The sequence below is a fragment of the Streptomyces sp. NRRL B-24484 genome (assembly GCF_000717715.1).
GTDB lineage: Bacteria > Actinomycetota > Actinomycetes > Streptomycetales > Streptomycetaceae > Kitasatospora.
Window position 1 is genome coordinate 1 of record NZ_JOAI01000031.1, and the last position, 23,157, is coordinate 23,157.

Sequence of the window (23,157 nt, forward strand, 5' to 3'; positions counted from 1 at the left end):
ACCTCAGCCCCAACGAATACGAACGGCGACACCACACCGCTAAGCTCACCCTCGCCGCGTGACAACCAACCGCGTGTCCACCTTCACGGGCGAAGGCCCAGAAGCGTCATCCGGGCCTGCAGCATGGTGAAACAGCATGGTGTCCTTGCCGGTCACATCGTAGAAGGTGTGGCTGTCGCCGTTAGTGGCCACCGTGCGCTCGCGGAGCGGGTAAAAGCCGAAGAATGCCTCGGAGCGGTTGAGGATGTAGAGCTTGAACAGGCTGGACGCCCGGTGCACCCGCACCTCTACGGCCGCCGACTGGACCAGCCCGAGTTCGGCCAGCACCTCGACGGAGTGCGCGATGCCGCCAGCGTTGGTCAGCGCGATGTTACGGGCGCGTTCCCGTAGTGCTGGTTCGTCCTTGAGGCCGTCGACCAGGACGGGTACGGCCATCGGCTCGTCCGTGTCCGGCAGCAGCAGCCGGACGGTGATGGACTCCGGCGCGAGGCGGCCGGACCGGACCTTGTCGAGCGGTTCCTGCAATGCGTTGTGCAGCGTCTCGCTGGAGAAGCCGGCGAAGTCGAGGGTCACGTGCGGCTGCTCGAAGGCCGCTTCGAGGTGAGGGTGTAGGCCCACCGGCCGGGAGGTGCGCTCCCGCACGAAGGAACCGCTGCCCTGCCGGGTCACAATCAGGCCCTTGGTGCGGAGCAGGTCGAGGGCCTTATCCACGGTGCCGCGTGCCACGCCGAAGCGCTTCGCCAGCTCCGGGCCAGACGGCAGTTTGTCGCCGGCCTCGAAGCCTGGCTTCTTGGTGAGGATCGAGGCGCGCAGAGAGCTGCTGACCTGCTGGTACGGCGGGCGCGGGTCATCCGGGTCAAGGTTCAGACGGCACCCGGCCCGGTGGGTCATCGCCCTTGCGCTCGCCTGCGCCAGGGCGAGGCGCTGGGCATGAAGTGGGCCGACGTCGACCTGGATGCCGGGGTCATTCGGCTCCGTCGCAACCGGCTCCGTCCAAAGTACGAGCACGGCTGTGGCGGGGATTGCGGCCGGAAGGCCGGTTTCTGCCGCCAGAAGGTGCAGATCCGCCGTGAGACGAAGGACACCAAGTCCCGCGCCGGCCGGCGGCCGATCCCGCTCCCGGACGAGGTGACCGACCTCTTCCGGAAGCACCGGGAGGAGCAGGAGCGCGAGCGGCAGGCCGCCCGGCAGCTCTGGGACGACAAGGGGTACGTCTTCACCTCGCCGACCGGCCAGCCGTTGAACCCCAACACCGACTACCACGAGTGGAAGGACATCCTGGGGGCCGCCGGGGTCCGTGATGCACGTCTCCACGATGCCCGGCACACGGCCGGCACTGTGCTGCTGGTGCTCAAGGTCCCCGAACGAGTGGTGATGGCCATCATGGGCTGGTCGTCCGTCTCGATGGTCCGGCGCTACCAGCACGTGACCGACCCCATGCTGATGGAGACGGCCGAGAAGATCGGCGGACTGCTCTGGGGGAAGGCGAGGGAGGGGCCCGCCGAGGGCGCCAGCACGCCCGACTGAGACGAGAACTGAGACGGGATACGACGAAGGCCCCGACCGGAGACCGGTCGGGGCCTTTCGTTTGCCCTGGCGGGCAGAGGCGGAGGATACGAGATTCGAACTCGTGAGGGGTTGCCCCCAACACGCTTTCCAAGCGTGCGCCCTAGGCCTCTAGGCGAATCCTCCGTGGGAGAGCTTAGTACATGTCGAGGGGTGCTCGCGAACCGCTATCCGCAGGTGCCCGTGCGCGGTCGCCTGCGGATCTCAGACGGGTGGGGTGGGCCACCCGGCGCCCGCGATCCGCTACTCTTGGGGCAGCCCCTCGTGCGGCGTCATCTCTCTGAACCCCCCCAGGGCCGGAAGGCAGCAAGGGTAGGAGGGCTCTGGCGGGTGCACGAGGGGTCCTTGCGTTCCTGGACGGCGCCCGGCCGTGCCGGGGAGGCCGCGTTTGTCGGCCCGTCCCGATATCGTCGGTGGCGTGTCCCTAGCCCTGTACCGCCGCTACCGCCCCGAGACCTTCGCGGAGGTCATCGGGCAGGAGCACGTGACCGCCCCGCTCCAGCAGGCCCTGCGCAACAACCGGGTCAATCACGCGTACCTGTTCAGTGGGCCGCGCGGCTGCGGCAAGACGACCAGTGCCCGCATCCTGGCCCGCTGCCTGAACTGCGAACAGGGCCCGACGCCCACCCCCTGCGGTGAGTGCCAGTCCTGCCGCGACCTGGCGACCGGCGGCCCCGGCTCGATCGACGTGATCGAGATCGACGCCGCCTCGCACGGCGGCGTCGACGACGCGCGCGAGCTGCGCGAGCGGGCCTTCTTCGCACCGGTCCACAGCCGGTACAAGATCTTCATCCTGGACGAGGCGCACATGGTGACCTCGGCCGGCTTCAACGCCCTGCTGAAGGTCGTGGAGGAGCCGCCGGAGCACCTCAAGTTCATCTTCGCGACCACCGAGCCGGAGAAGGTGATCGGGACGATCCGGTCCCGCACCCACCACTACCCCTTCCGCCTGGTGCCGCCCGGCACCCTGCGCGACTACCTGGCGGAGGTCTGCGGCCGCGAGGGCATCCAGGTCGAGGACTCGGTCTTCCCGCTGGTCGTCCGGGCCGGCGCCGGCTCCGTCCGCGACTCGATGTCGGTGATGGACCAGCTGCTGGCCGGCGCGGGCGAGGCCGGCGTGACCTACCAGATGGCCACCGCGCTGCTCGGCTACACCGACTCCGCCCTGCTCGACGAGGTGGTGGACGCCTTCGCCGCGCACGACGGCGCGACGGTCTTCCAGGTGGTCGACCGGGTCGTCGAGGGCGGCCACGACCCCCGCCGCTTCGTGACGGACCTGCTGGAGCGGCTGCGCGACCTGGTGATCCTCGCCACAGTGCCGGACGCCGGCGAGAAGGGCCTGATCGACGCCCCGGCCGACCGGATCGCCGTCATGCAGGCGCAGGCGGACCGCTTCGGCGCGGCCGAGCTCAGCCGGGCCGCCGACATCGTCAACACCGGCCTCACCGAGATGCGCGGCAACGCCGCCCCCCGCCTCCAGCTGGAGCTGATCTGCGCCCGGGTGATGCTGCCCGGCGCGTACAGCGACGAGCTCTCGCTGCAGGCCCGGCTGGACAAGCTGGAGCGGCGCGCCTCGACCGGAGGCTTCCCGGCAGCCGGCTTCCCGGCGGCCGCCGCACCGATGCCGGGCATGCAGGCGCCGGCCGCCCAGGTGCCCGGCGCGCAGGCGGCGCCGGACCTTCCGGCCGCGCCCCCCGTGCCGGCGGTGGCGATGCCGCAGGCCGTCCCGCAGCAGCCCGCCGCGGAGGCCCCGGCCGCTCCCGCCCCGGTCGCACCGGCTGCCGCGCCCGCCCAGGCAGGGCCCCCGGCCCCCGGTGCCTGGCCGATCCCGCGCAGCTTCCCCGCCGCCGGCCAGGCCCCCGGTCAGGCACCCGCCCAGCCCGCGCAGCCGTCCGCGCCCCCGCAGGCCCCGGCGCCCACCGCGCCGGTGGCCCCGTCCGCCCCGGCTCCGGCAGCCCCCGCGGCGGCCGGCGCCCCCTCGGCCGCCGCGCAGCAGGGCGCCGCCCAGATCCGCCAGATGTGGCCGCAGATCCTGGAGGCGGTGAAGAACCGCCGCCGCTTCACCTGGATCCTGCTCAGCCAGAACGGCCAGGTGGCCGGCTTCGACGGCAACGTGCTGCAGGTCTCCTTCATCAACGCCGGCGCCCGCGACAGCTTCGTGAGCAGCAACAGCGACGAGGTGCTGCGCCAGGCGCTGGCGGACGCGCTCGGCGTGGACTGGCGGGTCGAGTGCATCGTGGACCCGTCCGGCGGGGCCGCGGCGCCCGCCGCGCCGGCACCGGGCGGAGGCGGCGCCGGCGGTTGGGGCGCACCGCAGCGCCCCGCGACCCCGGCTCCGGCCGCGCAGCCGCTCCAGCCCCAGCCGGCGGCCCCGCCGCAGGCCGCGGCCCCGCAGCCGGCGGCCCCGGTGCAGCCGCAGCGTCCGGCCCCGCAGGCCGCGGCCCAGCAGCCGCCGTCCGCCCCGCCGCAGGCCGCGGGCGGGTACCAGGCGCCGCAGCCGCCGCCGGTCGCGCCGGAGGACGACATCGCCGAGGACGACGACCCTGACCTGACCGAGGAGGCCTTCTCCGGGCAGGAACTGATCATCCGTGAGCTCGGGGCGACCGTCCTGGAGGAGATCCACCACAACGGCTGAGCCGCACCGTCCGGGCCGGCCGCCGACCGCGTCCGGATCGGTCCGAGGCCGCCGGTCGGCCGGGCGGGACGGGTCGGCCCCGGGGGCCGTCCGGGCCGCGTAGGCTCGGGGACGACGATGTCGTACAGGACAGGAGATGTGCCGTGTTCCCTGGTGGCCAGCCCAACATGCAGCAGCTGCTGAAGCAGGCGCAGAAGATGCAGGAGGAGCTCGGCAAGGTCCAGAAGGAGCTGGCCGAGACCCACGTGAGCGGTTCGGCGGGCGGCGGTCTGGTCGAGGCGACCGTGACGGGCTCCGGCGAGCTGGTCGCGCTGGCGATCGCGCCGGCCGCGGTCGACCCGGAGGACACCGAGACCCTGGCCGACCTGGTGCTGGCCGCCGTGCGGGACGCCAACGCGGCGGCCCAGAAGCTGCAGGCCGAGCGGATGGGCCCGCTGACCCAGGGCCTGGGCGGCGGCGGCATCCCCGGCCTCCCGTTCTGACCCCCGGCGCCTGCTGACCGGGCCCGGACGGGCACGGCCGGGACGCTGCCGCGGCTGCCCGCCGGGCGCGCGGTGCACGGCGGGTGGCGCTCCGGTCGCGTGCCGTGTGCCGACACGCGCCGGTGCTGTGTGATTTATGGGTGAGTCGGGCGCCGGACGGTGTGTCCGGCGCCCGACCGTTGGATGATGGCACCGGAGCGACGGGCACCGGAGCACTGGGTTCCGGGCCGTGGCCCCGGCCGAAGGAAGGCGTGACGTGTACGAGGGCGTGGTTCAGGACCTGATCGACGAACTGGGCAGACTGCCCGGCGTCGGGCCCAAGAGCGCCCAGCGGATCGCCTTCCACGTGCTGCAGGCCGACCCGGTGGACGTCCGGCGGCTGGCCGGCGCGCTGATGCAGGTGAAGGAGAAGGTCCGGTTCTGCGCGGTCTGCGGCAACGTCGCGGAGTCCGAGCAGTGCCGGGTCTGTCTGGATCCGCGCCGCGACCTCACGGTGATCTGCGTGGTCGAGGAGCCGAAGGACGTGGTGGCGATCGAGCGGACGCGCGAGTTCCGCGGCCGCTACCACGTGCTGGGCGGCGCGATCAGCCCGATCGAGGGCGTCGGCCCGGACGACCTGCGGATCCGGGAGCTGATGACCCGGCTCGCCGACGGCACGGTCACCGAGCTGATCCTCGCCACCGACCCCAATCTGGAGGGGGAGGCGACCGCCACCTACCTGGCCCGGCTCTGCAAGCCGATGGGCCTGAAGGTGACCCGGCTGGCGAGCGGCCTGCCCGTCGGCGGGGACCTGGAGTACGCCGACGAGGTCACCCTCGGCCGGGCCTTCGAAGGGAGACGACTGCTCGATGTCTGACCACAGGGACACCGCCCACACCAGCGAGCCCGACGACTTCGCCGTGCAGATCGCCGACTCGGTGGGGAGCTTCGTGCTCGCCGTCACCGAGGTGGCCAAGGGCGACGAGCCGGGCAGCGCGATCTCGCTGCTGCTGCTGGAGGTCTCGCAGCTGCTGCTGGCAGGCGGCCGGCTGGGGGCGATCGAGGACGTCGTGCCGGAGGACCGCTTCGAGCCGGACACCGGGCCGGAGCCGGACGGCGTGGAGCTGCGCGAGCGGCTCGCCGAGCTGCTGGCGCCGATCGACGTCTACCACGAGGTCTTCGACCCGTACGGGCCGCCGGAGAAGCCGAGCGCCTTCCGGATCTCGGACGACCTGGCGGGCGTGGTCGCCGAGCTGCGGCACGGCCTGGTGCACTACCGGGAGGGCCGGGTCAGCGAGGCGCTGTGGTGGTGGCAGTTCTCGTACCTGTCCAACTGGGGCTCGACCTGCACCGCGGTGCTGCGGGCGCTGCAGTCGCTGATCGCGCACGTCCGGCTGGACAGCCCGATCGGTGCGGCCGTGGACGGCGCGGACACCGACCAGGACGGGCTCACCGACGAGCAGCTGGAGCAGCAGGCCGGCGACCTGATGGCCGCCGAACTCGGGCTGTGACGAAGGTTCCACCGAATCTCCACAACGTGAAATCCGGGGTCGGGCACCAGCCCGGCCCCGGATTTTCTTTCGGCGGGCGGCTCCCGGCCCGCAGACCTGCCTGTTCCCGGTGCTCACCAGGCGATATGGTCGTCTCGTCATATGGATGGCTCCGGTCGCCCGCGCCCCGCTCGATAGACTGGCCGCGACCGCAGAAGGGGGCCACCACCCCCGAAACGACACAAGTCGAGGAGCGCACGTGGGCCTTGTCGTGCAGAAGTACGGCGGCTCATCCGTAGCGGATGCCGAAGGCATCAAGCGCGTCGCCCGACGGATCGTCGACACCAGGAAGGCCGGCCATGAGGTCGTCGTCGTGGTGTCCGCGATGGGAGACACGACGGACGAGCTCATCGAACTCGCGGAACAGGTGACCCCTATTCCGTCCGGCCGTGAGTTCGACATGCTGCTGACCGCAGGAGAGCGCATCTCCATGGCGCTGCTGGCCATGGCGATCAAAACGCTGGGCTTCGACGCCCAGTCCTTCACGGGCAGCCAGGCGGGCGTCATCACCGACGCCACGCACAACAGGGCACGCATCATCGACGTCACGCCGGGCCGGATCCGCAACGCCCTGGACGAGGGCAACATCGCGATCGTGGCCGGCTTCCAGGGCGTGTCGCAGGTCAGCAAGGACATCACCACGCTCGGCCGCGGCGGCTCGGACACCACGGCCGTCGCCCTGGCGGCGGCGCTCGGGGCCGAGGTCTGCGAGATCTACACCGACGTGGACGGCGTGTTCTCCGCCGACCCCCGCGTGGTGAAGAAGGCGCGGAAGATCGACTGGATCTCCTTCGAGGACATGCTGGAGCTGGCCTCGTCCGGCTCCAAGGTGCTCCTCGACCGCTGCGTCGAGTACGCCCGCCGCTACAACATCCCGATCCACGTCCGCTCGTCGTTCTCCGGCCTGCCGGGGACTATCGTGAGCGCCGACAACCCCAACAAGCCCGAAGGGGGCGAGATGGAGCAGGCCATCATCTCCGGAGTCGCCCACGACACGTCCGAGGCGAAGATCACCGTCGTCGGAGTGCCGGACAAGCCGGGCGAGGCGGCCCGGATCTTCCGCGCCATCGCCGACGCCGAGGTCAACATCGACATGGTGGTGCAGAACGTCTCCACCGCGTCGACCGGTCTGACCGACATCTCCTTCACCCTGCCGAAGACCGACGGCCAGAAGGCCATCGACGCCCTCGGCCGGGTCAAGGACGGCATCGGCTACGAATCGCTGCGCTACGACGACGCCATCGGCAAGCTCTCGCTGGTCGGCGCCGGCATGCGCTCCAACCCGGGTGTCACCGCCACGTTCTTCGAGGCGCTCTCCGAGGCCGGGGTCAACATCGAGCTGATCTCCACCTCAGAGATCCGCATCTCGGTCGTCACCCGGTCCGAGGACATCCCGGAGGCCGTGCGCGCCGTGCACACCGCCTTCGGCCTGGACACCGAGACCGACGAGGCCGTGGTCTACGGCGGCACCGGCCGCTGACGCACCGGACGGGCCGGGGCACCCACCGCGGTGTCCCGGCCCGTCCGCCTGCGGCGGCCGGGCCCGTCGGCCCGCGATCGGGGCGCACCGTCACGGTTTCTCCCGATCCTTCCGAGACAATCCGTCAGAATCACCCGTTGTCCCGCTGGAGCGGGCTCCGGTCGGTACGGAAGAATGGCAGGCCGTCCGGGCAACCATGACGGGGGATCGAGTGTCCAACAGGCGTGTCGAACGTGATCGAAGCGGTGCCGGTGGTGTCGCTGCCGCTGCCGGTGCGCCGGTCGGCAGCTAGTCGGATGGGCTCGGCCGCGGCGGCGGACGCGACAGGGGCCAGCGTCGACCAGCTCACCGAGACGTACCAGGCCCATTACCGGTCCTTGCTGCGCCTGGCCGCGCTCCTGCTCGACGACCTCTCCTCCTGCGAGGACGTCGTCCAGGAGGCGTTCATCCGGGTGCACGCCGCCCGGCGGCGGGTGCGCGAACCCGAGAAGACCCTCGCCTACCTGCGGCAGACCGTCGTCAACCTGTCCCGCTCGACCCTGCGTCGACGCATCCTCGGCCTGCGTCTCCTGCCCAAGCCCATGCCTGACATGGCCAGTGCAGAAGAAGGGGCCTACGATGCGCTGGAGCGCGATCAGCTGAGGACCGCGCTGCGGGGACTGCAGCGCCGTCAGCGGGAGGTGCTCGTGCTGCGCTACTACGCGGATCTGACGGAGGCCCAGGTCGCCGAGGTGCTCGGCGTCTCCGTCGGCTCGGTGAAGGCGTACGGCTCCCGCGGACTGGCCGCGCTGCGCGTCACGATGGAGGGCGGCCATGACTGACGATCAGCCGGGCGACGCCCGCGCCGAGCACGAGCTGCGGACCCTCCTGCACCGGGCGGTGTCCTCCGTCGAACCCGATCCGACCGCCCTCGGCCGGATCCGGCACGGCGTGCCCCGCCGCCGCGCCCGCCGCCGGAACGCCTGGACGGGCGCCGTCGCCGCCACCCTGATCGCCGCGGCCGCCGTCCCCACCCTGCACGCCGTCCGGCCGTTCGACCTCTCCGGCGGCCCCACCGCCGGCAGCGCCGACACGCAGGGCGTCGACCGCACCCCGCGCGCCACCCGCGGCTCCACGGGCGGTCCGCGCACCGCCCCGCTCCCCGCCCAGCCGGACGGGCGGCCCACCCCGTCCACCGGCGCGGGCGGCAGCGCCGCCGCCGTCGACCCGGGCAGCACCGCCGCGAGCACGCCCGTCTCCGTCCCCGCCTGCCTGCGGACCGACCTCGGCCGCGCCACCACCCACCTGGACCCGGTCGACAGCGCGGGCAGCACCTACGGCTGGTTCACCGTCCGCAACACCTCGGCCCGCAGCTGCGGGGTGACCGGGCCCGGCACCGTCGCCGCCACCGCCGGCGGCCCCGCCGACCAGACTCGGATCAAGGTCGTCGACCACATCGCGGGTGACCCGGCCACCGCCCTGCCCGCCCCCGGCCCGGCCGGCCTGCCGATCGTGCTCGGCCCCGGCGAGGGGTACCGGGTGCGGTTCGGCTGGGTGCCCGAGGGCGCCTGCCCGAGCAGCGCCCCCAGGGCCGCCGTTGCCGCACCCGGGCCCACCGCCACCGCCACGGCCGGCAACCCCCCGGTCGTGCCCGCCGCCGCCACGGCGGACCCCAGCCCCAGCCCGACGCCCACCGCCGACCCGCCGAGCGTCACCGTCGCCCACACGCCGGTCGGCGGCGACCCGACGGCGGCCAGCACCGTGATCACCGGAAGCTGCGGCGGCACCGTCTACCGCGCCGCCCCGGAAGCCGTCCCGGTCGAGTCCCCGACGGCCCTCGCCACCCCGGGCCCGAGCTAGCGCGCGTCTCCACGGCGACGGGTGCCACGGAGGTGCCCCCACGCGCCCCTGGACCGACTCCGGACGCCCGGGGCCACGGGCAGCCGCGTGACGTGCGTGCGGCGCGCCGCGGATGCGGGGGACACCCCGGTCGCAGGGGCTGCCGTAGGAGGCGGTTACCGTGGTGGGTGTGTACCGGTTTCTCCTGACTCCGCGGTGGATCGCCGCCACGGCCGTCGGCGTGGTCGCCATCGTGGTCTGCCTGCTGCTCGGCACCTGGCAGCTCGGCCGCTTCGAGTCCCGGGTCGACTCCCACCGGAACACCGGCGCGTCCGCCGCGGCCCGGGCGTCCGCCGCCGTCCCGCTCGGCGAGGTGCTCACCGCCGGCCGGCCCGAGGTCGGCACCGACACCGTCGGCCGGGCGGTCACCGTCACCGGCAGCTACGACACCGCCCACCAGCTCCTGGTGCCCGGCCGAGCCCTCGACGGACGGCAGGGCTACTACGTCCTCACCCCGCTGCGCACCGCCGACGGGCGGGCCGCCGCGGTCGTCCGCGGCTGGGCGCCGGGCGACCCGGCCGCCGGCGCGTCCGTCCCGGCGGCCCCCGCCGGGGAGGTCACCGTCGCCGGCCGGCTCCAGGCCCCGGAGAACAGCGGCAGCGGCGGCGCCGTCGCCGGCGGCCTGCCCGCCGGCCAGCTCGGCACCATCAGCCCGGCCACCCTCATCAACGTGCTGCCGTACCCCGTCTACGACGGCTGGATCGCCGCCGACCGGGTGCCGGGCCCGCTGACCGCGGTACCCACCGTCGAGCCGCAGGGCGGCAACGGCCTCACCCTGCGCGCCTTCCAGAACCTCGGCTACACGCTGGAGTGGTTCGTCTTCGCCGGCTTCGTGGTCTTCATGTGGTTCCGCCTCGTGCGTCGCGAGGCGGAGGCCGCCCAGGACCGGGCCCTCGGGCTCGTCTGAGCCGGGGGCCCGGTGGCCCGGACGGTCAGCGCTTCGTCGGCAGCGGGGTCTTCGCCGTCGGCAGCGGCGAGCGCGGCGAGGGCAGAACGCCCCCGGCGGCCGTCCCCGGCGAGGCGCTCGGGAAGGACCAGGACCCGCTCGGCGACGGGCTCGGCGAGGAACCGCAGGAGCCGTCACCGCTCGACCCGGAGGTCGACCCCGAGGTGGTGCTGTGGTGGTGGTGCACCGTGCGGCTGCTCTTCGACTTCTTCGCGCTCCGCCCCGTCTTGGCCAGCAACTGCGCGGACAGGTCACCGCCGAGCGCACCGCCCGCCCCGGCGCCGTCCGCGGCGGTGTCGGCCGCGTCCGTCCCGGCGACCGTGAACGCGTCCACCGAGAGCGAGGGCCGGCCCGCCGCGTCGAAGTCGCACGGGTCGTCGCTCTCGTCCGAACACGCGGTCGCCGTCAGCAGCACGGTCAGGGCCGCGGCGGTGGCCAGGGCGGTGCGTCTGCTCATCTGCCGTCTCCCCCGAGCGCGGGGCCGTCGATGTGGCGCCGCGCGAAGTCGATCTCCAGCCTCAGCTGCCGGATGCGTTCCTCCACCACCAGCGAGCCGTGGCCGGCGTCGTAGCGGTAGACCTCGTGCACCTTACCCAGCTCCTCCAGGCGACCGACATAGTTCTCGATCTGCCGGATCGGGCAGCGCGGGTCGTTCACCCCGGCGCTGATGTACACCGGCGCCTGCACCCGCTCCACGTAGGTGAGCGGCGAGGACGCCCGCCAGCGGTCCGGCACCTCCTCCGGGGTGCCGCCGAACAGCGTGCGGTCCAGCGACTTCAGCGCCTCCATCTCGTCGTCGTACGCGGTGAGGTAGTCCGCGACCGGGACGGCCGCCAGGCCCACCGTCCAGTCGCCCGGCTGCACCCCGAGACCGAGCAGGGCCAGGTAGCCGCCCCACGAACCGCCGGACAGCACCAGCCGCGCCGGGTCCGCCAGCCCCGACTCCACCGCCCACGCCCGGACGGCGCCGATGTCCTCCAGCTCGATCAGGCCGACCCGCTCGCGCAGCGCGTCCGTCCACTCCCGGCCGTAGCCGGTCGAGCCCCGGTAGTTGACCCGGACGACGGCGAAGCCGTGGTCCAGCCAGGCCGCCGGCCCGGCCGCGAAGGAGTCGCTGTCGTGGTGGGTCGGACCGCCGTGCACCTCGAACACCGTCGGGAAGGGGCCCTCGCCGGCCGGCCGCTGCACCAGCGCGTGCACCCGTCCGCCCGGGCCCTCCACCCAGACGTCCTCCACCGGCACCGACCCCGGCGGCACCGGCCCCGGAGCCCGCAGCACCACCGTGCCCGCCGTCGAACGGACGGCCGAGGGCTCCGCCGCCGAGGACCACAGGAACTCCACCGTGCCGTCCGGCCGCGCCGTCGCCCCCGCGACCGTGCCCCGCGGCGTGTCCAGCCGCGACAGCCGGCCGCTCGCCAGGTCGTACGAGAACAGCTCGCTGCGCGCCTCGTACTCGTGCTCGATCAGCAGCGCCTCCGCGCCCGGCCGCCACTGCGCCGACAGGTCGCCCGGGAACTCCCGGCCCTGCTCGTCGCGCAGGCCCAGCTCGGTCTCCGTGCCGGTGACGACGTCCCACAGCATCGGCTCCCAACGGCCGCGCCGCTGGTGCGCGACCAGCAGCCGGGTGTCGCCGTCGGCCGGCGCGAAGCCCAGGCAGGCGACCCCGTGCGGCTCCTCCCGGCCCGTCACCTCGTCCAGCTCGGCGAGCGCCGCGCCGTCCGAGAGCCGCAGCACCCGGATCGCCGAGTGCATCGCGTCCCCGTGCTCGGTGTGGTCGACCGCCAGCAGCGAGCCGTCGTACGAGAGGTCGCCGATGCCGCCGTACTCGGCGTGCCGGTAGACCTCCTCCACCTCCGACGCGCCGGGGCGGCGCAGGAACAGCGTGGTGCCCTCGTCGTCCGTCGAGGTGCCGACCACCACCGTGCCGTCCCGGCCCAGCGCCAGGCCGGCCGAGTACGCGGCGGGCACGCCCGGCACCGCCTCCTCGTCCGGGCCGCCCTCGAACGGCTGACGCCGCCACACCCCGAACTCGTCGCCGTCGGTGTCGTCGAACCACCAGACCCACCCGCCGTCCGGGCTGAGCTCGGCGTCCGTGGTGCCGTTGGGGCGGTCCGTCACCCGGCGGTGCACGTCCGCGGTTCGGTCCCAGGCGTACACCTCGTAGGTGCCGGTGGAGTTCGACACGTACAGCGCCCGCTCCGGGGCGTCGTCCGCCCAGTCCGGCAACGACACCCGGGCCGCCCGGAACCGCTGCTCCCACGCCGGTGCGCTGCTCTTCTCCTCGCTCATCCCCCCATCCAACCCGATGCCCGGCGCGGAACGGAACGCGTCCGACCGCGCCGGGCACCGGGCCGGTGCCGCGGCGGCCCTCAGGCGCCCGGCACCCTGTCCAGGAACCCGGCCACCGAGGCGACCCGCCCGGCGCCGTCCAGGACGAGCACGTCGAAGCCCTCCACCAGCGGCTCCCCGCCCGCCGGCCCCAGGCCCCAGGTGAACCGGGCCACGTGGTGGTGCGCGTCGACCGGGCCCAGGGTGAAGACGAAGCCCGGGAACTGCGCCTGCACCGCCGCCACCGTCGCGTCCAGCCCGTCCCGCCCGGCCACGTCCACCAGCGGGTCGGTGTAGCTGCCGTCCTCCGCCCACAGGGTCTCGATCACGGCCCGGCGGGCCCCGCCGTCGGTCTCGTTCCAGACGGCGATGTACTGCTCCACGATCTGCTGAAGGTCGCTCACGGTGGTGTCCTCCCGATCCCTGGCGGGCCGTTCCCGCTGCTCAAGACGGTAGGCGGGATCCACACCCGGCGAATCCGTCAGCCATAGGCAAGTGCCGCGCCCCGCAACGGAATCCGCTGGGTAGGGTGACGGTCATGCTGTACGGCAGGGCGGGGGAGCAGGCACAGGTCCGGGCACTGCTGGACGCGGCACGCGGCGGCCGCAGCGGCGCCCTCGTCCTGCGCGGCGAGCCGGGCATCGGCAAGACCGCCCTGCTCGACGCCGCCGCCCGTGACGCCGGGGACTTCCGGATCGTCCGCGCCGCCGGCATCGAGTACGAGGCCGAACTCCCCTTCGCCGGACTGCACCTGCTCCTCGCCCCCGCACTCGACCGGCTGGACGCCCTGCCCGGACCGCAGCGCCGCGCCCTGCAGGGCGCCTTCGGCCTCGCCGACACCGACCCCGGCGACCGCCTGCTGCTCGGCCTCGCCGCCCAGCACCTGCTCGCCGAACTCGCCGCCGAACAGCCGCTGCTGTGCCTGGTGGACGACGCCCAGTGGCTGGACCAGGCCTCCGCCGGGGCACTGCTCGTCGCCGCCCGACGGCTCCGCGAGGAGGGCGTCGTGCTGCTCTTCGCCGCCCGCGACGGCGAGGGCGCCTTCCCCGCCGGCGGACTGCCGGAGCTGCGGCCCGCCCCGCTCGGACGGGCCGACGCCGAACGGCTGCTGCCCGCCGCCCTCGACCCGGCCGTCCGCCGCCGGGTGCTCGCCGAGGCCCACGGCAACCCGCTCGCCCTCACCGAACTCCCCGCCGCCCTCGGCACCGACCAGCCGGCCGGGCCGCTGCCGCTGCCCGGCCGGCTGCAGCTCGCATTCCACGGACGGCTCACCCGGCTGCCCGCCGCCACCCAGACCCTGCTGCTGGTCGCCGCCACCGAGGAGACCGGCGACCCGGCCACCGTGCTCGCCGCGGCCGCCGCCCTCGGCGCCGGCCCCGCCGACCTGCCGCCCGCCGAACAGGACGGCCTCGTCCGCGCCGGCGACACCCGGATCGCCTTCCACCACCCGCTGCTGCGCGCCGCCGTCCTCCAGCGGGCCCCGCTCGACCAGCGGCTCGCCGTCCACCGCGCCCTCGCCGGCGCCCTCGACGGCGACCGCCGCACCTGGCACCTCGCCCTCGCCGCCACCGGCCCGGACGCCGCCCTCGCCGACGCCCTGGAGGAGGCCGCCCACCGCGCCGAGGCCCGCGGCGGACACGCCGGCGCCGCCGCCGCGCACGAGCGCGCCGCCCGGCTCACCGCGGACCCCGACGGCCGCACCCGCCGCCTCGTCCTCGCCGCCGAGGCCGCCGCCGACGCCGGCGAGACCGACCGCGCCGAGCAGCTCGCCGTCCGCGCCCGCAGCCGCACCGCCGACCCCCTCGCGCTCGCCCTGATCGACCACCTGCGGGCCACCGCCGCCTTCCTGCGCGGCGACCACCCCGCCGCCTTCCGGCTGCTCCTCGACGCGGCGGCGGGCGACATCGCCGCCCCGCACGCCGCCCGGATGCTCTTCCAGGCCTGCCACGCCGCCTGGTACCTCGGCGAGACCGAACTCGGTGCCTTCGCCGACCGCCTGGCCGCCCTCGACCTGCCGCCCGAGGACCCGGCGGCGCCGATCGCCGACTACCTGCTCGCCGGCACCCTGCCGCTGCTCGGCCGCCCCGCCCAGGCCCCGCCCGACGCCGCCGGGGCCGTCGACCGCGCCCGTCGGGCCGGCGCCGACGTCGTCCGCGACTTCACCCAGCTGAGCGGCATCACCCTGGTGCTCGGCCGGGACGAGGAGACCCACCGCGTCACCGCCGACCTCATCGACGAGGCCCGCCGGGCCGGCGCCGTCGGCGCCCTGCCCACGCTGCTCTTCTTCCACGCCGAGGCGCAGCTCTTCCACGGCCGCCACCGCGACGCCGAGGTCACCGCCGCCGAGGGCCTGTCGCTCGCCCGCGACACCGGGCAGCACCAGTGGACCAGCCAGCTCGCCGCGCTGCTGGCCCTGCTCGCCGCCCTCGCCGGCGACGCCGACCGGTGCACCGCCCACGTGGCCGAGGCCCTGGCGGGCAGCGGCCCGGCCAGGCCCGCCGGCCGCGCCTGGACGCAGTGGGCGCTCGGCCTGCTCGACCTCGGCGAGGGCCGCGCCGCCGAGGCCCTGGACCGGCTCGCCGAACTCACCGGCGGCCCCCAGCGCCACCACGTCTCCGGCACCCGGGCCGTCCCCGACCTGGTCGAGGCCGCCGTCCGCCTCGGCCGGCCGGAGCAGGCCGAGGAGCCGTACCGGCGGTTCGCCCGCTGGACGGAGGCCTGCGACCGGCCCTGGGCCCGCGCCCTGCTGCTGCGCTGCCAGGCCCTGCTCGGCCCCGACGAGCTCGCCGAGGACGCCTACCTGGCCGCCCTCGACCTGCACCGCACCGCCGAGCGCCCGTTCGAACAGGCCCGCACCGCGCTGCTCTACGGCGAGTGGCTGCGCCGCACCCGCCGCCGCACCGACGCCCGGCCGCAGCTGCGGGCCGCCCTGGAGGCCTTCGACCTGCTCGGTGCCCGGCCCTGGGCGGAGCGGGCCCGCACCGAGCTGACCGCCACCGGTGTCGGCGCACCCGCCGCGCCGGCCGCCGGGCCGCTCGCCGGTCTGACCCCGCAGGAGCTGCAGATCGTCCGGCTCGCCGGGCAGGGGCTGACCAACCGCGACATCGCCGCCCAGCTGTTCCTCAGCCCGCGCACGGTCGGCCACCACCTCTACAAGGCCTACCCGAAGCTGGGCATCACCTCCCGTCAGGACCTCGCCGACCTGCTCTGACGCCCGCGGACGGGCCCTGGCACCGGCCCTCGTGCCGTTCTCGTGCCGTTCTCGCGCCGGTGCCCGCCGGGCTGCGCCGACGCGCGCGGGGCGGCGTCCTGGCGCGCCGCAGGGGGCCTTTCGGGTTATCAATGAATCCGGACGAAACCGGATAAAAGGATCAGAGCCATGCCTGTCTCCAACCTCATCGTCGGTCCGCCGCCCCCACTGACCGTCACCGCCGACGGCTCCGCCCTGATCGCGGAGATCGAGGACTACCTGGCCTCGTTGCCGCCCTCCGCCCGCGTCCCCGTCCCGTACGTCTGCCCGCTCGGCCGGGTCCTCCAGCCGTGGAACGCCGACCAGCCGCTGCCCCGCCGCTCGGTCCTCGACCGGCTCGCGCACCGCCCGCCCCGGGCCGTCCCGGTCTCCGTCGCCGGGCACCTGCAGCTGACCTCGCGCTACCTCACCGCCCACGGCTGGCTGCAGGGCGCCCTGTGGGACTCCCGTGGCCGGGTGTGCCTGCTCGGCGCCCAGGCCGCCGTCCTCGCACACGGCTACGGCTCGCCGCAGACCGTCCGCCGGGCCCGCACCCAGGTCATGGAGGTGCTGCACGCCAGGGGCATCGCCGTCAGCTCCCCGGACGTCTTCAACGACGCCCCCACCACCCACGAGGCGGACGTCCACCGGGTGCTCGCCTCCGCCGCCGCCCGCGCCCACACACTGGGGATCTGACCGGTCGCCACCCGATGGCGAGCGCACGCCGGCCTGACCGAGGCGGTGTCACTCGGACGGTCGCACGCAACGACAGAGGCCCTGCCGGATCTCTCCGGCAGGGCCTCTGCGCTGGGTCGGTGTGGCGGGGGGCTCGACCTTCAATATCTCCCGGATTTCTCCCACGCCGGGAAGCACACAGGTGTGGCAGGGCCGCACCCGTCCACCAGGTCGGCGGCGGCCCGGATCAGCCGCGGCCCCAGGTCCGGGTGGACCAGATGGCGCCGCCCGGGTCGCTGCGGCCCTGGCGGTAGACGACGACGTTGGCGTCGTCCTGCACCTTGAGGTAGGAGGCCTCGCGCAGGTCCCCGCTCCGGCTGGACCAGAGCTGCCTGCTCGATGTGTTGACGGTCAGTCGGCCGCCGCTGACCAGGGCGTAGGCGCCGGGGTGGTTCCAGGTGCCGCTGGACCACAGTGCCGCGCCGTCGCGCTTGCGGTAGAGCACGAGGTTGCCGTCGGCCTGCATGAACAGCCAGACCGACGCCGACTCGGCAAAGGTCTTGGGCCACATCATGCCGGTCACCGTGTTGCCGTAGATGGTGTTCGAGAAGCCCTGCCAGGCGACACCGCTCGCGCCACCGATGTAGAGCGTGTCGTTGATGATCCCGACGTAGCTGCCGGGGTTGCCCCAGGTCCGGCTGGACCAGAGGGCGCCGCCCGGGTCGCTGCGGCCCTGGCGGTAGACGACGAAGTTGCCGTCGGCCTGTATCACCGCGTAGGCCCCGGGATTGCCGTAGGTGCCGGAACTCCAGAGCGCCGGGCCGTGGTTGCCGTACGGGCCGACCAGGTAGAGCACGAGGTTGCCGTCGCCCTGCATGATGAGGGCCATCTCGCCGTCCACCAGGCTCTGGCCCGGCTTCAGGGACTGGCCCGACGGCAGAACCGACTGGTACGTCGAGTTGGAGCCGGTCACCCGCACCGTGGTGGCCGCCGGCGGCGCAGCCACGGCCGCGGGTGCTGCGGTCGCGAGCGCGGTCGCCCCGAGCAGGACGGCGGCGGCGGCGCGTCCGAGCGCCGCGGGTCCTCTGCCGCGTGTGGTTCGCATGAACATCCCCCTCCAGAAGTTGCTGATCCTTTTCATACACCGCCGGGGTCGGACACCTGTCCCCGGGCCGCGGATCCACCGCGCCGGACGCCCTCTGCCGCATCGGCGGCACCGGAAGGGATCCGCGCTTCGCCGGATTCGACCACGGCGGTCACGGAGGAGGTCCACCGGAAGCGGATCCGTCCGATGATCCGGACCGGGGCCACGGTCATGGGCCAACTCTTCGAGCGCCCCTGAGGCGTAGTCACGCAGGTCGACACGTACAACGACAGAGGCCCTGCCGGATCTCTCCGGCAGGGCCTCTGCACTGGGTCGGGGTGGCGGGATTTGAACCCACGGCCTCTTCGTCCCGAACGAAGCGCGCTACCAAGCTGCGCTACACCCCGGTCCTGCTCTGTTGCCTTCCGTCTCCGGCGCAACGAGTAGAACTCTACAGGAGGTGTGCCGAGAGACGAAATCCGATTCCCCCGGGGGCGTCGGAGCAGGTCAGCGGCCCGGCGTGAGGGTCAGCAGCGTGGCCTCCGGCGGGCAGGCGAAACGGACGGGGGTGTAGCGGTTGGTGCCGCACCCGGCCGAGACGTGGAGGTACGAGCGGTGCCCGCCGGCCTTGTGGGTGGAGAGGCCCTTCACCCGGTCGGTGTCGATGTCGCAGTTGGTGACCAGGGCGCCGTAGAACGGGATGCAGAGCTGCCCGCCGTGGGTGTGCCCGGCGAGGATCAGCGGGTAGCGGTCCGCGGTGAAGGCGTCCAGCACCCGCAGGTACGGGGCGTGCACGACGGCCAGCGACAGGTCGGCGTCCGCGGACGGCCCGCCGGCCACCTTGGCGTACTTGTCGTGCCGGATGTGCGGGTCGTCCAGGCCGGTGAACTCGACGTCGAGGCCGGCGAGGGTGAGCCGGCCGCGGGCGTTGTTGAGGTTCAGCCAGCCGGCCTCGTCGAAGCCGTCGCGGAGCTTCTGCCACGGGTTGTGGACGGCGCCCTTGATGCCGCGGCGGCCGGTGCCGTCCGGGTTGTTGAGGCCGTGCACGCCCGTCCGCAGCGCGCTGAGGTAGCGGGTGGGGCTCTTGCGGGCCGGCCCGTAGTAGTCGTTGGAGCCGAAGACGTACACGCCGGGGAAGTCCATCAGCGGCCCGAGGGCGTCCAGGGTCGCGGGGACGCCGAGCGGGTCCGAGAGGTTGTCGCCGGTGTTGACCACCAGGTCGGGGCGGAGGCCGGCGAGGCTCTGCAGCCAGCGCTGCTTCTTGTGCTGCCCGGTCACCATGTGGATGTCGGAGACCTGCAGGATCCGGATCGGCCGCGCACCGCGCGGCAAGATCGGGACCTCGACTCGGCGCAGGCGGAAGGCACGCACCTCGTAGCCGGCGGAGTAGGCGAGGCAGGCGGCGCCGGCGGCGGCGACACCGAGCGGGACGGAGTACAGCGGTCGCATCGGTCCATGCTCTCAGACACCGATTCGGACCGTGAGACGGGCAGGTCGTCGGAGGACGCCCCGGATCAGCCCCGGTGCCGGCGGACGGCTACGACGGTACTGAGGTCGGCGGCGAGCGGCAGGTCGACCGCGCGCAGCGCGGGGTGCTGCAGCCAGTGCAGCCGCGCCCCGTCGGGGCGTCCTTCGAACAGCGGCGGCCAGCCGTCGGCCGGGGTGAAGTCGTCCACCACCAGGACCCCGCCCGGGGCGAGCAGCCGTTCCGGGTCGGCCGCGGCGCCGGTCTTGCCCTGCCCGCCGCCGTCCAGCACCAGCAGGTCGTAGGGGCCGTGGGCGTACAGCTCCGTCCAGTCGGCGGCGAGCACCCGGACCCGGGGGTCGCCGGCGAACAGCTCCGCGGCCGCCGCGGCCCGGGCCGGGTCGCGCTCGGCACTGACCAGGTCGACACCGGGCGCGGCTCCGGCGGCGAGCCAGGCCAGCCCGACGCCGTACCCCGTGCCGCTCTCGCCGATCCGTACCCGCGCCCCGCCGGCGAGCGCCTGCAGCAGCCGTCCCTGCTCGGGGCGGCAGGAGTTCGGGAAGCCGGCCGTCCGCGCGGCCGCCACGGCCCGGGCGACCCCGCCCGGGAGGCCGTCCACGGCCCGGTACGCGTCCGTTCCCGCCGTCGCCATGCCGGGATCCTCGCACGCGCCCGTCCGGCCCGTCCGGCGTTCCCGCGGGCCCTTCGGCGGGCCGGGGCGGGCACGGGTGTCCGGGTCCGGGCCAAATTGGTGCGCGGAAAGCGCCCCGGGCTGCGAGGATTTGCGCCATGACGACGCTCAAGGAGCAGCTGCAGGAGGACCTCACGGCTGCGATCAAGGCCCGGGACGAGCTCCGCTCGTCCACTCTCCGGCTGACGCTGGCCGCGGTCACCTCCGAGGAGGTGGCGGGCAAGACCAAGCGGGAGCTCTCGGACGGCGAGGTGCTGAAGGTGATCGTCCGCGAGGCGAAGAAGCGCCGGGAGGCCGCGGAGGCGTTCGAGAACGCCGGCCGCGCCGAGTCGGCCGCGCAGGAGCGGGCGGAGGGCGAGGTGCTCGCCGGGTACCTGCCGCAGCAGCTGTCGGACGAGGAGCTGACCGCGATCGTCGCCGAGGCGGTGGCGGAGAGCGGTGCGTCCGGTCCGCAGGCGATGGGCGCCGTGATGAAGCTGGTGCGCCCGAAGGTGGGCGACCGGGCCGAGGGCGGCCGGGTCGCCGCCGCGGTCAAGGCGGCGCTGATCGGCTGACCGGCGTTACCGGCGGAGACCCCCGCGGAGGCGTTGGACGGCCCGCTACGAGGACGCAGGACAGCCGGGCGAGGACGCAGGACAGAGGACGGAAACGCCGGAGGCCGCCGAAGGTGCCGGGCGGCAGCGTGAAACCGCCGTTGATCAGGCCGGTGGCGTTGCCGTTCCCACCGTTGCCGTTCCCACCGTTCCCGTTGCCGTTCCCGCCGTGGGCCGGGGACTCGGTGGGCGTCGGGTTGGCCTCGGGGACGGTGACCGTGTCGAAGCTGCTGCGCCTGGTGCCGACGAGGACCTCGTTCATGGCCTTCTGCCAGATCGGGCCGGGGCCGTCGGCGCCGTAGACCGAGGAGTAGTACCGGCCGCCGATGCGGATGTTGCGCATCGAGACGTTGCCGCTGGGGCCGCCGAGCCAGACCGAGGTGGCCAGGTCGGGGGTGTAGCCGGTGAACCAGGCGGCGTACCGGTTGTCGGTGGTACCGGTCTTGCCGGCGATCTGGCGGCCGTCCGAGATGTTGATCCCGGAGGCGGTGCCCTTCTCGGTCACGCCGAGCAGCAGGGTGTTGATGCCGTCGGCGGTGGTCTGGGCCATCACCTGGGTGCAGTCGGCCTTCGGCACCGGGAGCTTCTTGTTGTCGGCGTTGACCACCGAGGTGATCGCGACCGGCTTGCAGTACTTGCCGCGGGCGGCGAAGCCGGCGTAGGCGCTGGCCATGGTGAGCGGGCTGACCTCCTGGGTGCCGAGCACCATGGAGGGGACCTGCTTGATCGGGCTGCCGTTGGCGAGCTTGCCGATGCCGAGCTTGGTGGCCATCTGCTTCATCGCGCAGAGGCCGACCTCCTCCTCCATCTGCACGAAGTAGGTGTTGACCGACTTCGCCATGGCGTCCTTGAGCGAGAACGGGCCCTGCTCGGAGGAGCTCTCGTTCTCGACCGGCACGCCCTTCTCGTTCCAGGTGCCGTCGCAGGTGGTCATCTTCGGGTAGGTCATCTGGTACGGCGAGGGGTACTGCTGGTCGATCGGGACGCCGGACTCCAGGGCGGCCGCGGCGAGGATCGGCTTGAAGGTCGAGCCGGGGGCGAAGCCGTTGCCGCCGCCCATGGCCGCGTCGACGTTGAGGTTCAGCACGGTCTGGTTCTGCTTGGAGTCCAGGCCGTAGGGGCGGGTCTGGGCCATCGCGAGGATCTCGCCGGTGCCGGGCTTGACCATGGTCATCGCGGCGGAGACCGAGTCGGTCACCTTGACCTTGCTGGTGACCGCGTCGTGCGCGGCCTCCTGCTTGGCCGGGTCGATGGTGGTGTAGATCTTGAGGCCGCCCTGGCTCCACAGCTTCTGGCGCTCGGCCGCGGTCTTGCCGAAGACCGGGTCCTGCTTGACCACGTGGCGGACGTAGTCGCAGAAGAAGCCCATGCCGGACTGCGCGGTGATGCAGCCGTTCAGCGGCTCCTTGTACTTGATGCCGAGCGGCGCGGCCAGGGCCTCCTTGGCCTGCTCCGGCGTGATGTGCTTGTACTCCAGCATCTTGTTGATCACGGTGTCCCGGCGGACCTGCGCCGCCTTGGGGTGCAGCACCGGGTCGTACGCCGAGGGGTTCTGCACGAGGCCGGCCAGCATGGCGGCCTCGGGGATCGTGAGGTCCTTGGCGCTCTTGCTGAAGTAGCGGTTGGACGCCGCCTCGATGCCGTACGCCTGGTGCCCGTAGAAGGTGATGTTCAGGTAGTTGGTGAGGATCTGGTCCTTGGTCAGGTCCTCCTCCAACTTGATGGCGATCTTCAGCTCCTTGACCTTGCGGCCCAGGCTCTTGCGGGTGGCGTCCAGGAAGGCGTCCTGGTTGTCGCCGGCCTGCTCGACGAAGACGTTCTTCACGTACTGCTGGGTCAGTGTGGAGGCGCCCTGGGTGGCGGACCCGGCCTCGGCGTTCTTGGTGGCCGCGCGCAGCACGCCCTTGAGGTCGACGGCGCCGTGCTCGTAGAACCGGTTGTCCTCGATGTCCACCTGGGCCTGGCGCATGATCGGCGCCATCTGCTCCTTGGTGAGGATCGTCCGGTCGCGGTCGTAGACCTTGGCGATCACGCCGCCCTTGGAGTCGTAGATCAGCGACGCCTGGGAGAGGGCGGGGGTGGTGAAGTCGCTCGGGATGTCGTCGAAGCTGTCCGCGGTGTCCTTGGCGGTCAGACCGAGCGCGCCCACGGCCGGCAGGGCCATGCCGGCCACCAGGATCCCGGCCAGCACGCTGGTGCCCAGGAGCTTGATGCCGAGGCCTGCCTTGTCGAGTACGGAGCCCGCGGGTCGCTCAGTCGCCATGGGGAGAACACTACGTCGCGGATTCCCGTACAGGGGGGCAGGTGTTCGCCTACGCTTGTCACAGAACTGCGACAGCTTCTCTCTGTTCATCATCATCACTCTTGTGAGTGATGAGGTTTGTCCAATTTGAGTCGGTTTGCTATCTGCTGTCCGGGTGTGACGAGCGGTGCCTGATTGCGCAGTGTGACGAAAGTGGCCGAAGCGGCCCTGGCAAGCCCTGCGACCTGCGATCACTCCAACGAGTGAGCTTCCGGGCACCCATAGTCCGATCGGGCCATCTGAGATTGGGCCCGAAGGGGCTGTTGCTCGCTGC

Annotated in this window: 19 protein-coding genes, 2 tRNA genes, 1 other RNA gene and 1 pseudogene; 13 read left to right on the forward strand and 10 right to left on the reverse strand. The window is 73.5% G+C overall.

Annotated features, from left to right (window positions below; all coding sequences use genetic code 11):
• Window positions 1-45: 45 nt before the first annotated feature.
• On the reverse strand, window positions 46-891 hold the full coding sequence (locus tag IE98_RS0125265; RefSeq protein ID WP_234443670.1) for a GntR family transcriptional regulator: 846 nt from the start codon (window positions 889-891) through the stop codon (window positions 46-48).
• Between IE98_RS0125265 and IE98_RS43045 the strand changes: the two are divergent.
• Window positions 869-1,527 (forward strand): annotated as a pseudogene (locus IE98_RS43045) (tyrosine-type recombinase/integrase); the annotation flags it as partial. The gene IE98_RS0125265 and the pseudogene IE98_RS43045 overlap by 23 nt on opposite strands.
• An 80-nt stretch (window positions 1,528-1,607) precedes the next feature.
• Here IE98_RS43045 and IE98_RS0125275 read toward each other — a convergent pair.
• Window positions 1,608-1,692: transfer RNA gene (locus IE98_RS0125275), tRNA-Ser, on the reverse strand.
• A gap of 130 nt (window positions 1,693-1,822) precedes the next feature.
• On the opposite strand from IE98_RS0125275, the gene ffs reads away from it, so the two are divergent.
• The 9 genes from ffs to IE98_RS0125315 all read left to right on the forward strand — a co-directional run bounded on the left by ffs (window position 1,823) and on the right by IE98_RS0125315 (window position 10,477).
• An RNA gene (ffs, locus tag IE98_RS45760) (signal recognition particle sRNA small type) lies at window positions 1,823-1,913 on the forward strand.
• Between the two features lie 71 nt (window positions 1,914-1,984).
• Entirely contained in the window at window positions 1,985-4,201 is a 2,217-nt protein-coding gene (locus IE98_RS0125280) for a DNA polymerase III subunit gamma and tau (RefSeq protein WP_043175102.1), read from the forward strand.
• Window positions 4,202-4,368: 167 nt separating this feature from the next.
• Window positions 4,369-4,683, forward strand: coding sequence for a YbaB/EbfC family nucleoid-associated protein (locus IE98_RS0125285; RefSeq protein WP_030272673.1), 315 nt, complete (start codon window positions 4,369-4,371; stop codon window positions 4,681-4,683).
• Window positions 4,684-4,939: 256 nt separating this feature from the next.
• Window positions 4,940-5,539 (forward strand): recombination mediator RecR, encoded by a 600-nt coding sequence (gene recR / locus IE98_RS0125290; protein WP_030272675.1) that lies wholly within the window; start codon window positions 4,940-4,942, stop codon window positions 5,537-5,539.
• Window positions 5,532-6,173, forward strand: coding sequence for a DUF5063 domain-containing protein (locus tag IE98_RS0125295; RefSeq protein ID WP_030272677.1), 642 nt, complete (start codon window positions 5,532-5,534; stop codon window positions 6,171-6,173). Before recR ends, IE98_RS0125295 begins: the two co-directional genes overlap by 8 nt.
• A 238-nt stretch (window positions 6,174-6,411) precedes the next feature.
• The gene (locus tag IE98_RS0125300) at window positions 6,412-7,692 is read left to right on the forward strand and encodes an aspartate kinase (protein ID WP_030272679.1); all 1,281 of its coding nucleotides are present in this window, start codon (window positions 6,412-6,414) and stop codon (window positions 7,690-7,692) included.
• A gap of 296 nt (window positions 7,693-7,988) precedes the next feature.
• On the forward strand, window positions 7,989-8,513 hold the full coding sequence (locus IE98_RS0125305) for a SigE family RNA polymerase sigma factor (protein ID WP_106976703.1): 525 nt from the start codon (window positions 7,989-7,991) through the stop codon (window positions 8,511-8,513).
• Window positions 8,506-9,531: a hypothetical protein gene (locus IE98_RS0125310; RefSeq protein ID WP_052390946.1), complete on the forward strand. Its 1,026-nt coding sequence runs from the start codon at window positions 8,506-8,508 to the stop codon at window positions 9,529-9,531. The genes IE98_RS0125305 and IE98_RS0125310 overlap by 8 nt, the downstream gene beginning before the upstream one ends.
• A 169-nt stretch (window positions 9,532-9,700) precedes the next feature.
• Window positions 9,701-10,477, forward strand: a complete 777-nt coding sequence (locus IE98_RS0125315; protein WP_030272684.1) for an SURF1 family protein — start codon at window positions 9,701-9,703, stop codon at window positions 10,475-10,477.
• Between the two features lie 25 nt (window positions 10,478-10,502).
• Here the strand turns inward: IE98_RS0125315 and IE98_RS0125320 are convergent, their stop codons facing one another.
• The 3 genes from IE98_RS0125320 to IE98_RS0125330 all read right to left on the reverse strand — a co-directional run bounded on the left by IE98_RS0125320 (window position 10,503) and on the right by IE98_RS0125330 (window position 13,248).
• On the reverse strand, window positions 10,503-10,973 hold the full coding sequence (locus IE98_RS0125320) for a hypothetical protein (protein ID WP_030272686.1): 471 nt from the start codon (window positions 10,971-10,973) through the stop codon (window positions 10,503-10,505).
• Complete coding sequence (locus tag IE98_RS0125325) at window positions 10,970-12,805, reverse strand: S9 family peptidase (protein ID WP_030272688.1); 1,836 nt, start codon at window positions 12,803-12,805, stop codon at window positions 10,970-10,972. Before IE98_RS0125325 ends, IE98_RS0125320 begins: the two co-directional genes overlap by 4 nt.
• Window positions 12,806-12,885: 80 nt before the next feature.
• Window positions 12,886-13,248 carry a nuclear transport factor 2 family protein gene (locus tag IE98_RS0125330; RefSeq protein ID WP_030272690.1) on the reverse strand — a complete coding sequence of 121 codons (363 nt, stop codon included), beginning with the start codon at window positions 13,246-13,248 and terminating at the stop codon, window positions 12,886-12,888.
• Window positions 13,249-13,382: 134 nt separating this feature from the next.
• Here IE98_RS0125330 and IE98_RS0125335 point away from each other — a divergent pair, with 134 nt between their 5' ends.
• Window positions 13,383-16,055 (forward strand): AAA family ATPase, encoded by a 2,673-nt coding sequence (locus tag IE98_RS0125335; protein ID WP_030272691.1) that lies wholly within the window; start codon window positions 13,383-13,385, stop codon window positions 16,053-16,055.
• A gap of 168 nt (window positions 16,056-16,223) precedes the next feature.
• On the forward strand, window positions 16,224-16,769 hold the full coding sequence (locus IE98_RS45010) for a DUF6197 family protein (protein ID WP_052390947.1): 546 nt from the start codon (window positions 16,224-16,226) through the stop codon (window positions 16,767-16,769).
• Window positions 16,770-16,995: 226 nt separating this feature from the next.
• Here the strand turns inward: IE98_RS45010 and IE98_RS45015 are convergent, their stop codons facing one another.
• The 4 genes from IE98_RS45015 to IE98_RS0125365 form a co-directional block, all read right to left on the reverse strand.
• Complete coding sequence (locus IE98_RS45015; RefSeq protein WP_159401048.1) at window positions 16,996-17,853, reverse strand: hypothetical protein; 858 nt, start codon at window positions 17,851-17,853, stop codon at window positions 16,996-16,998.
• A gap of 312 nt (window positions 17,854-18,165) precedes the next feature.
• Window positions 18,166-18,239: transfer RNA gene (locus IE98_RS0125355), tRNA-Pro, on the reverse strand.
• A gap of 100 nt (window positions 18,240-18,339) precedes the next feature.
• On the reverse strand, window positions 18,340-19,281 hold the full coding sequence (locus IE98_RS0125360) for a metallophosphoesterase (RefSeq protein WP_030272696.1): 942 nt from the start codon (window positions 19,279-19,281) through the stop codon (window positions 18,340-18,342).
• Window positions 19,282-19,346: 65 nt separating this feature from the next.
• Entirely contained in the window at window positions 19,347-19,949 is a 603-nt protein-coding gene (locus IE98_RS0125365) for a class I SAM-dependent methyltransferase (RefSeq protein WP_030272698.1), read from the reverse strand.
• Window positions 19,950-20,086: 137 nt separating this feature from the next.
• Here IE98_RS0125365 and IE98_RS0125370 point away from each other — a divergent pair, with 137 nt between their 5' ends.
• Window positions 20,087-20,542 carry a GatB/YqeY domain-containing protein gene (locus IE98_RS0125370; protein ID WP_030272699.1) on the forward strand — a complete coding sequence of 152 codons (456 nt, stop codon included), beginning with the start codon at window positions 20,087-20,089 and terminating at the stop codon, window positions 20,540-20,542.
• On the opposite strand, the gene IE98_RS0125375 is transcribed toward IE98_RS0125370, so the two are convergent.
• Complete coding sequence (locus IE98_RS0125375) at window positions 20,520-22,844, reverse strand: transglycosylase domain-containing protein (protein ID WP_078661293.1); 2,325 nt, start codon at window positions 22,842-22,844, stop codon at window positions 20,520-20,522. The two genes, IE98_RS0125370 and IE98_RS0125375, sit on opposite strands and share 23 nt — an antisense overlap.
• Window positions 22,845-23,157: the final 313 nt, after the last annotated feature.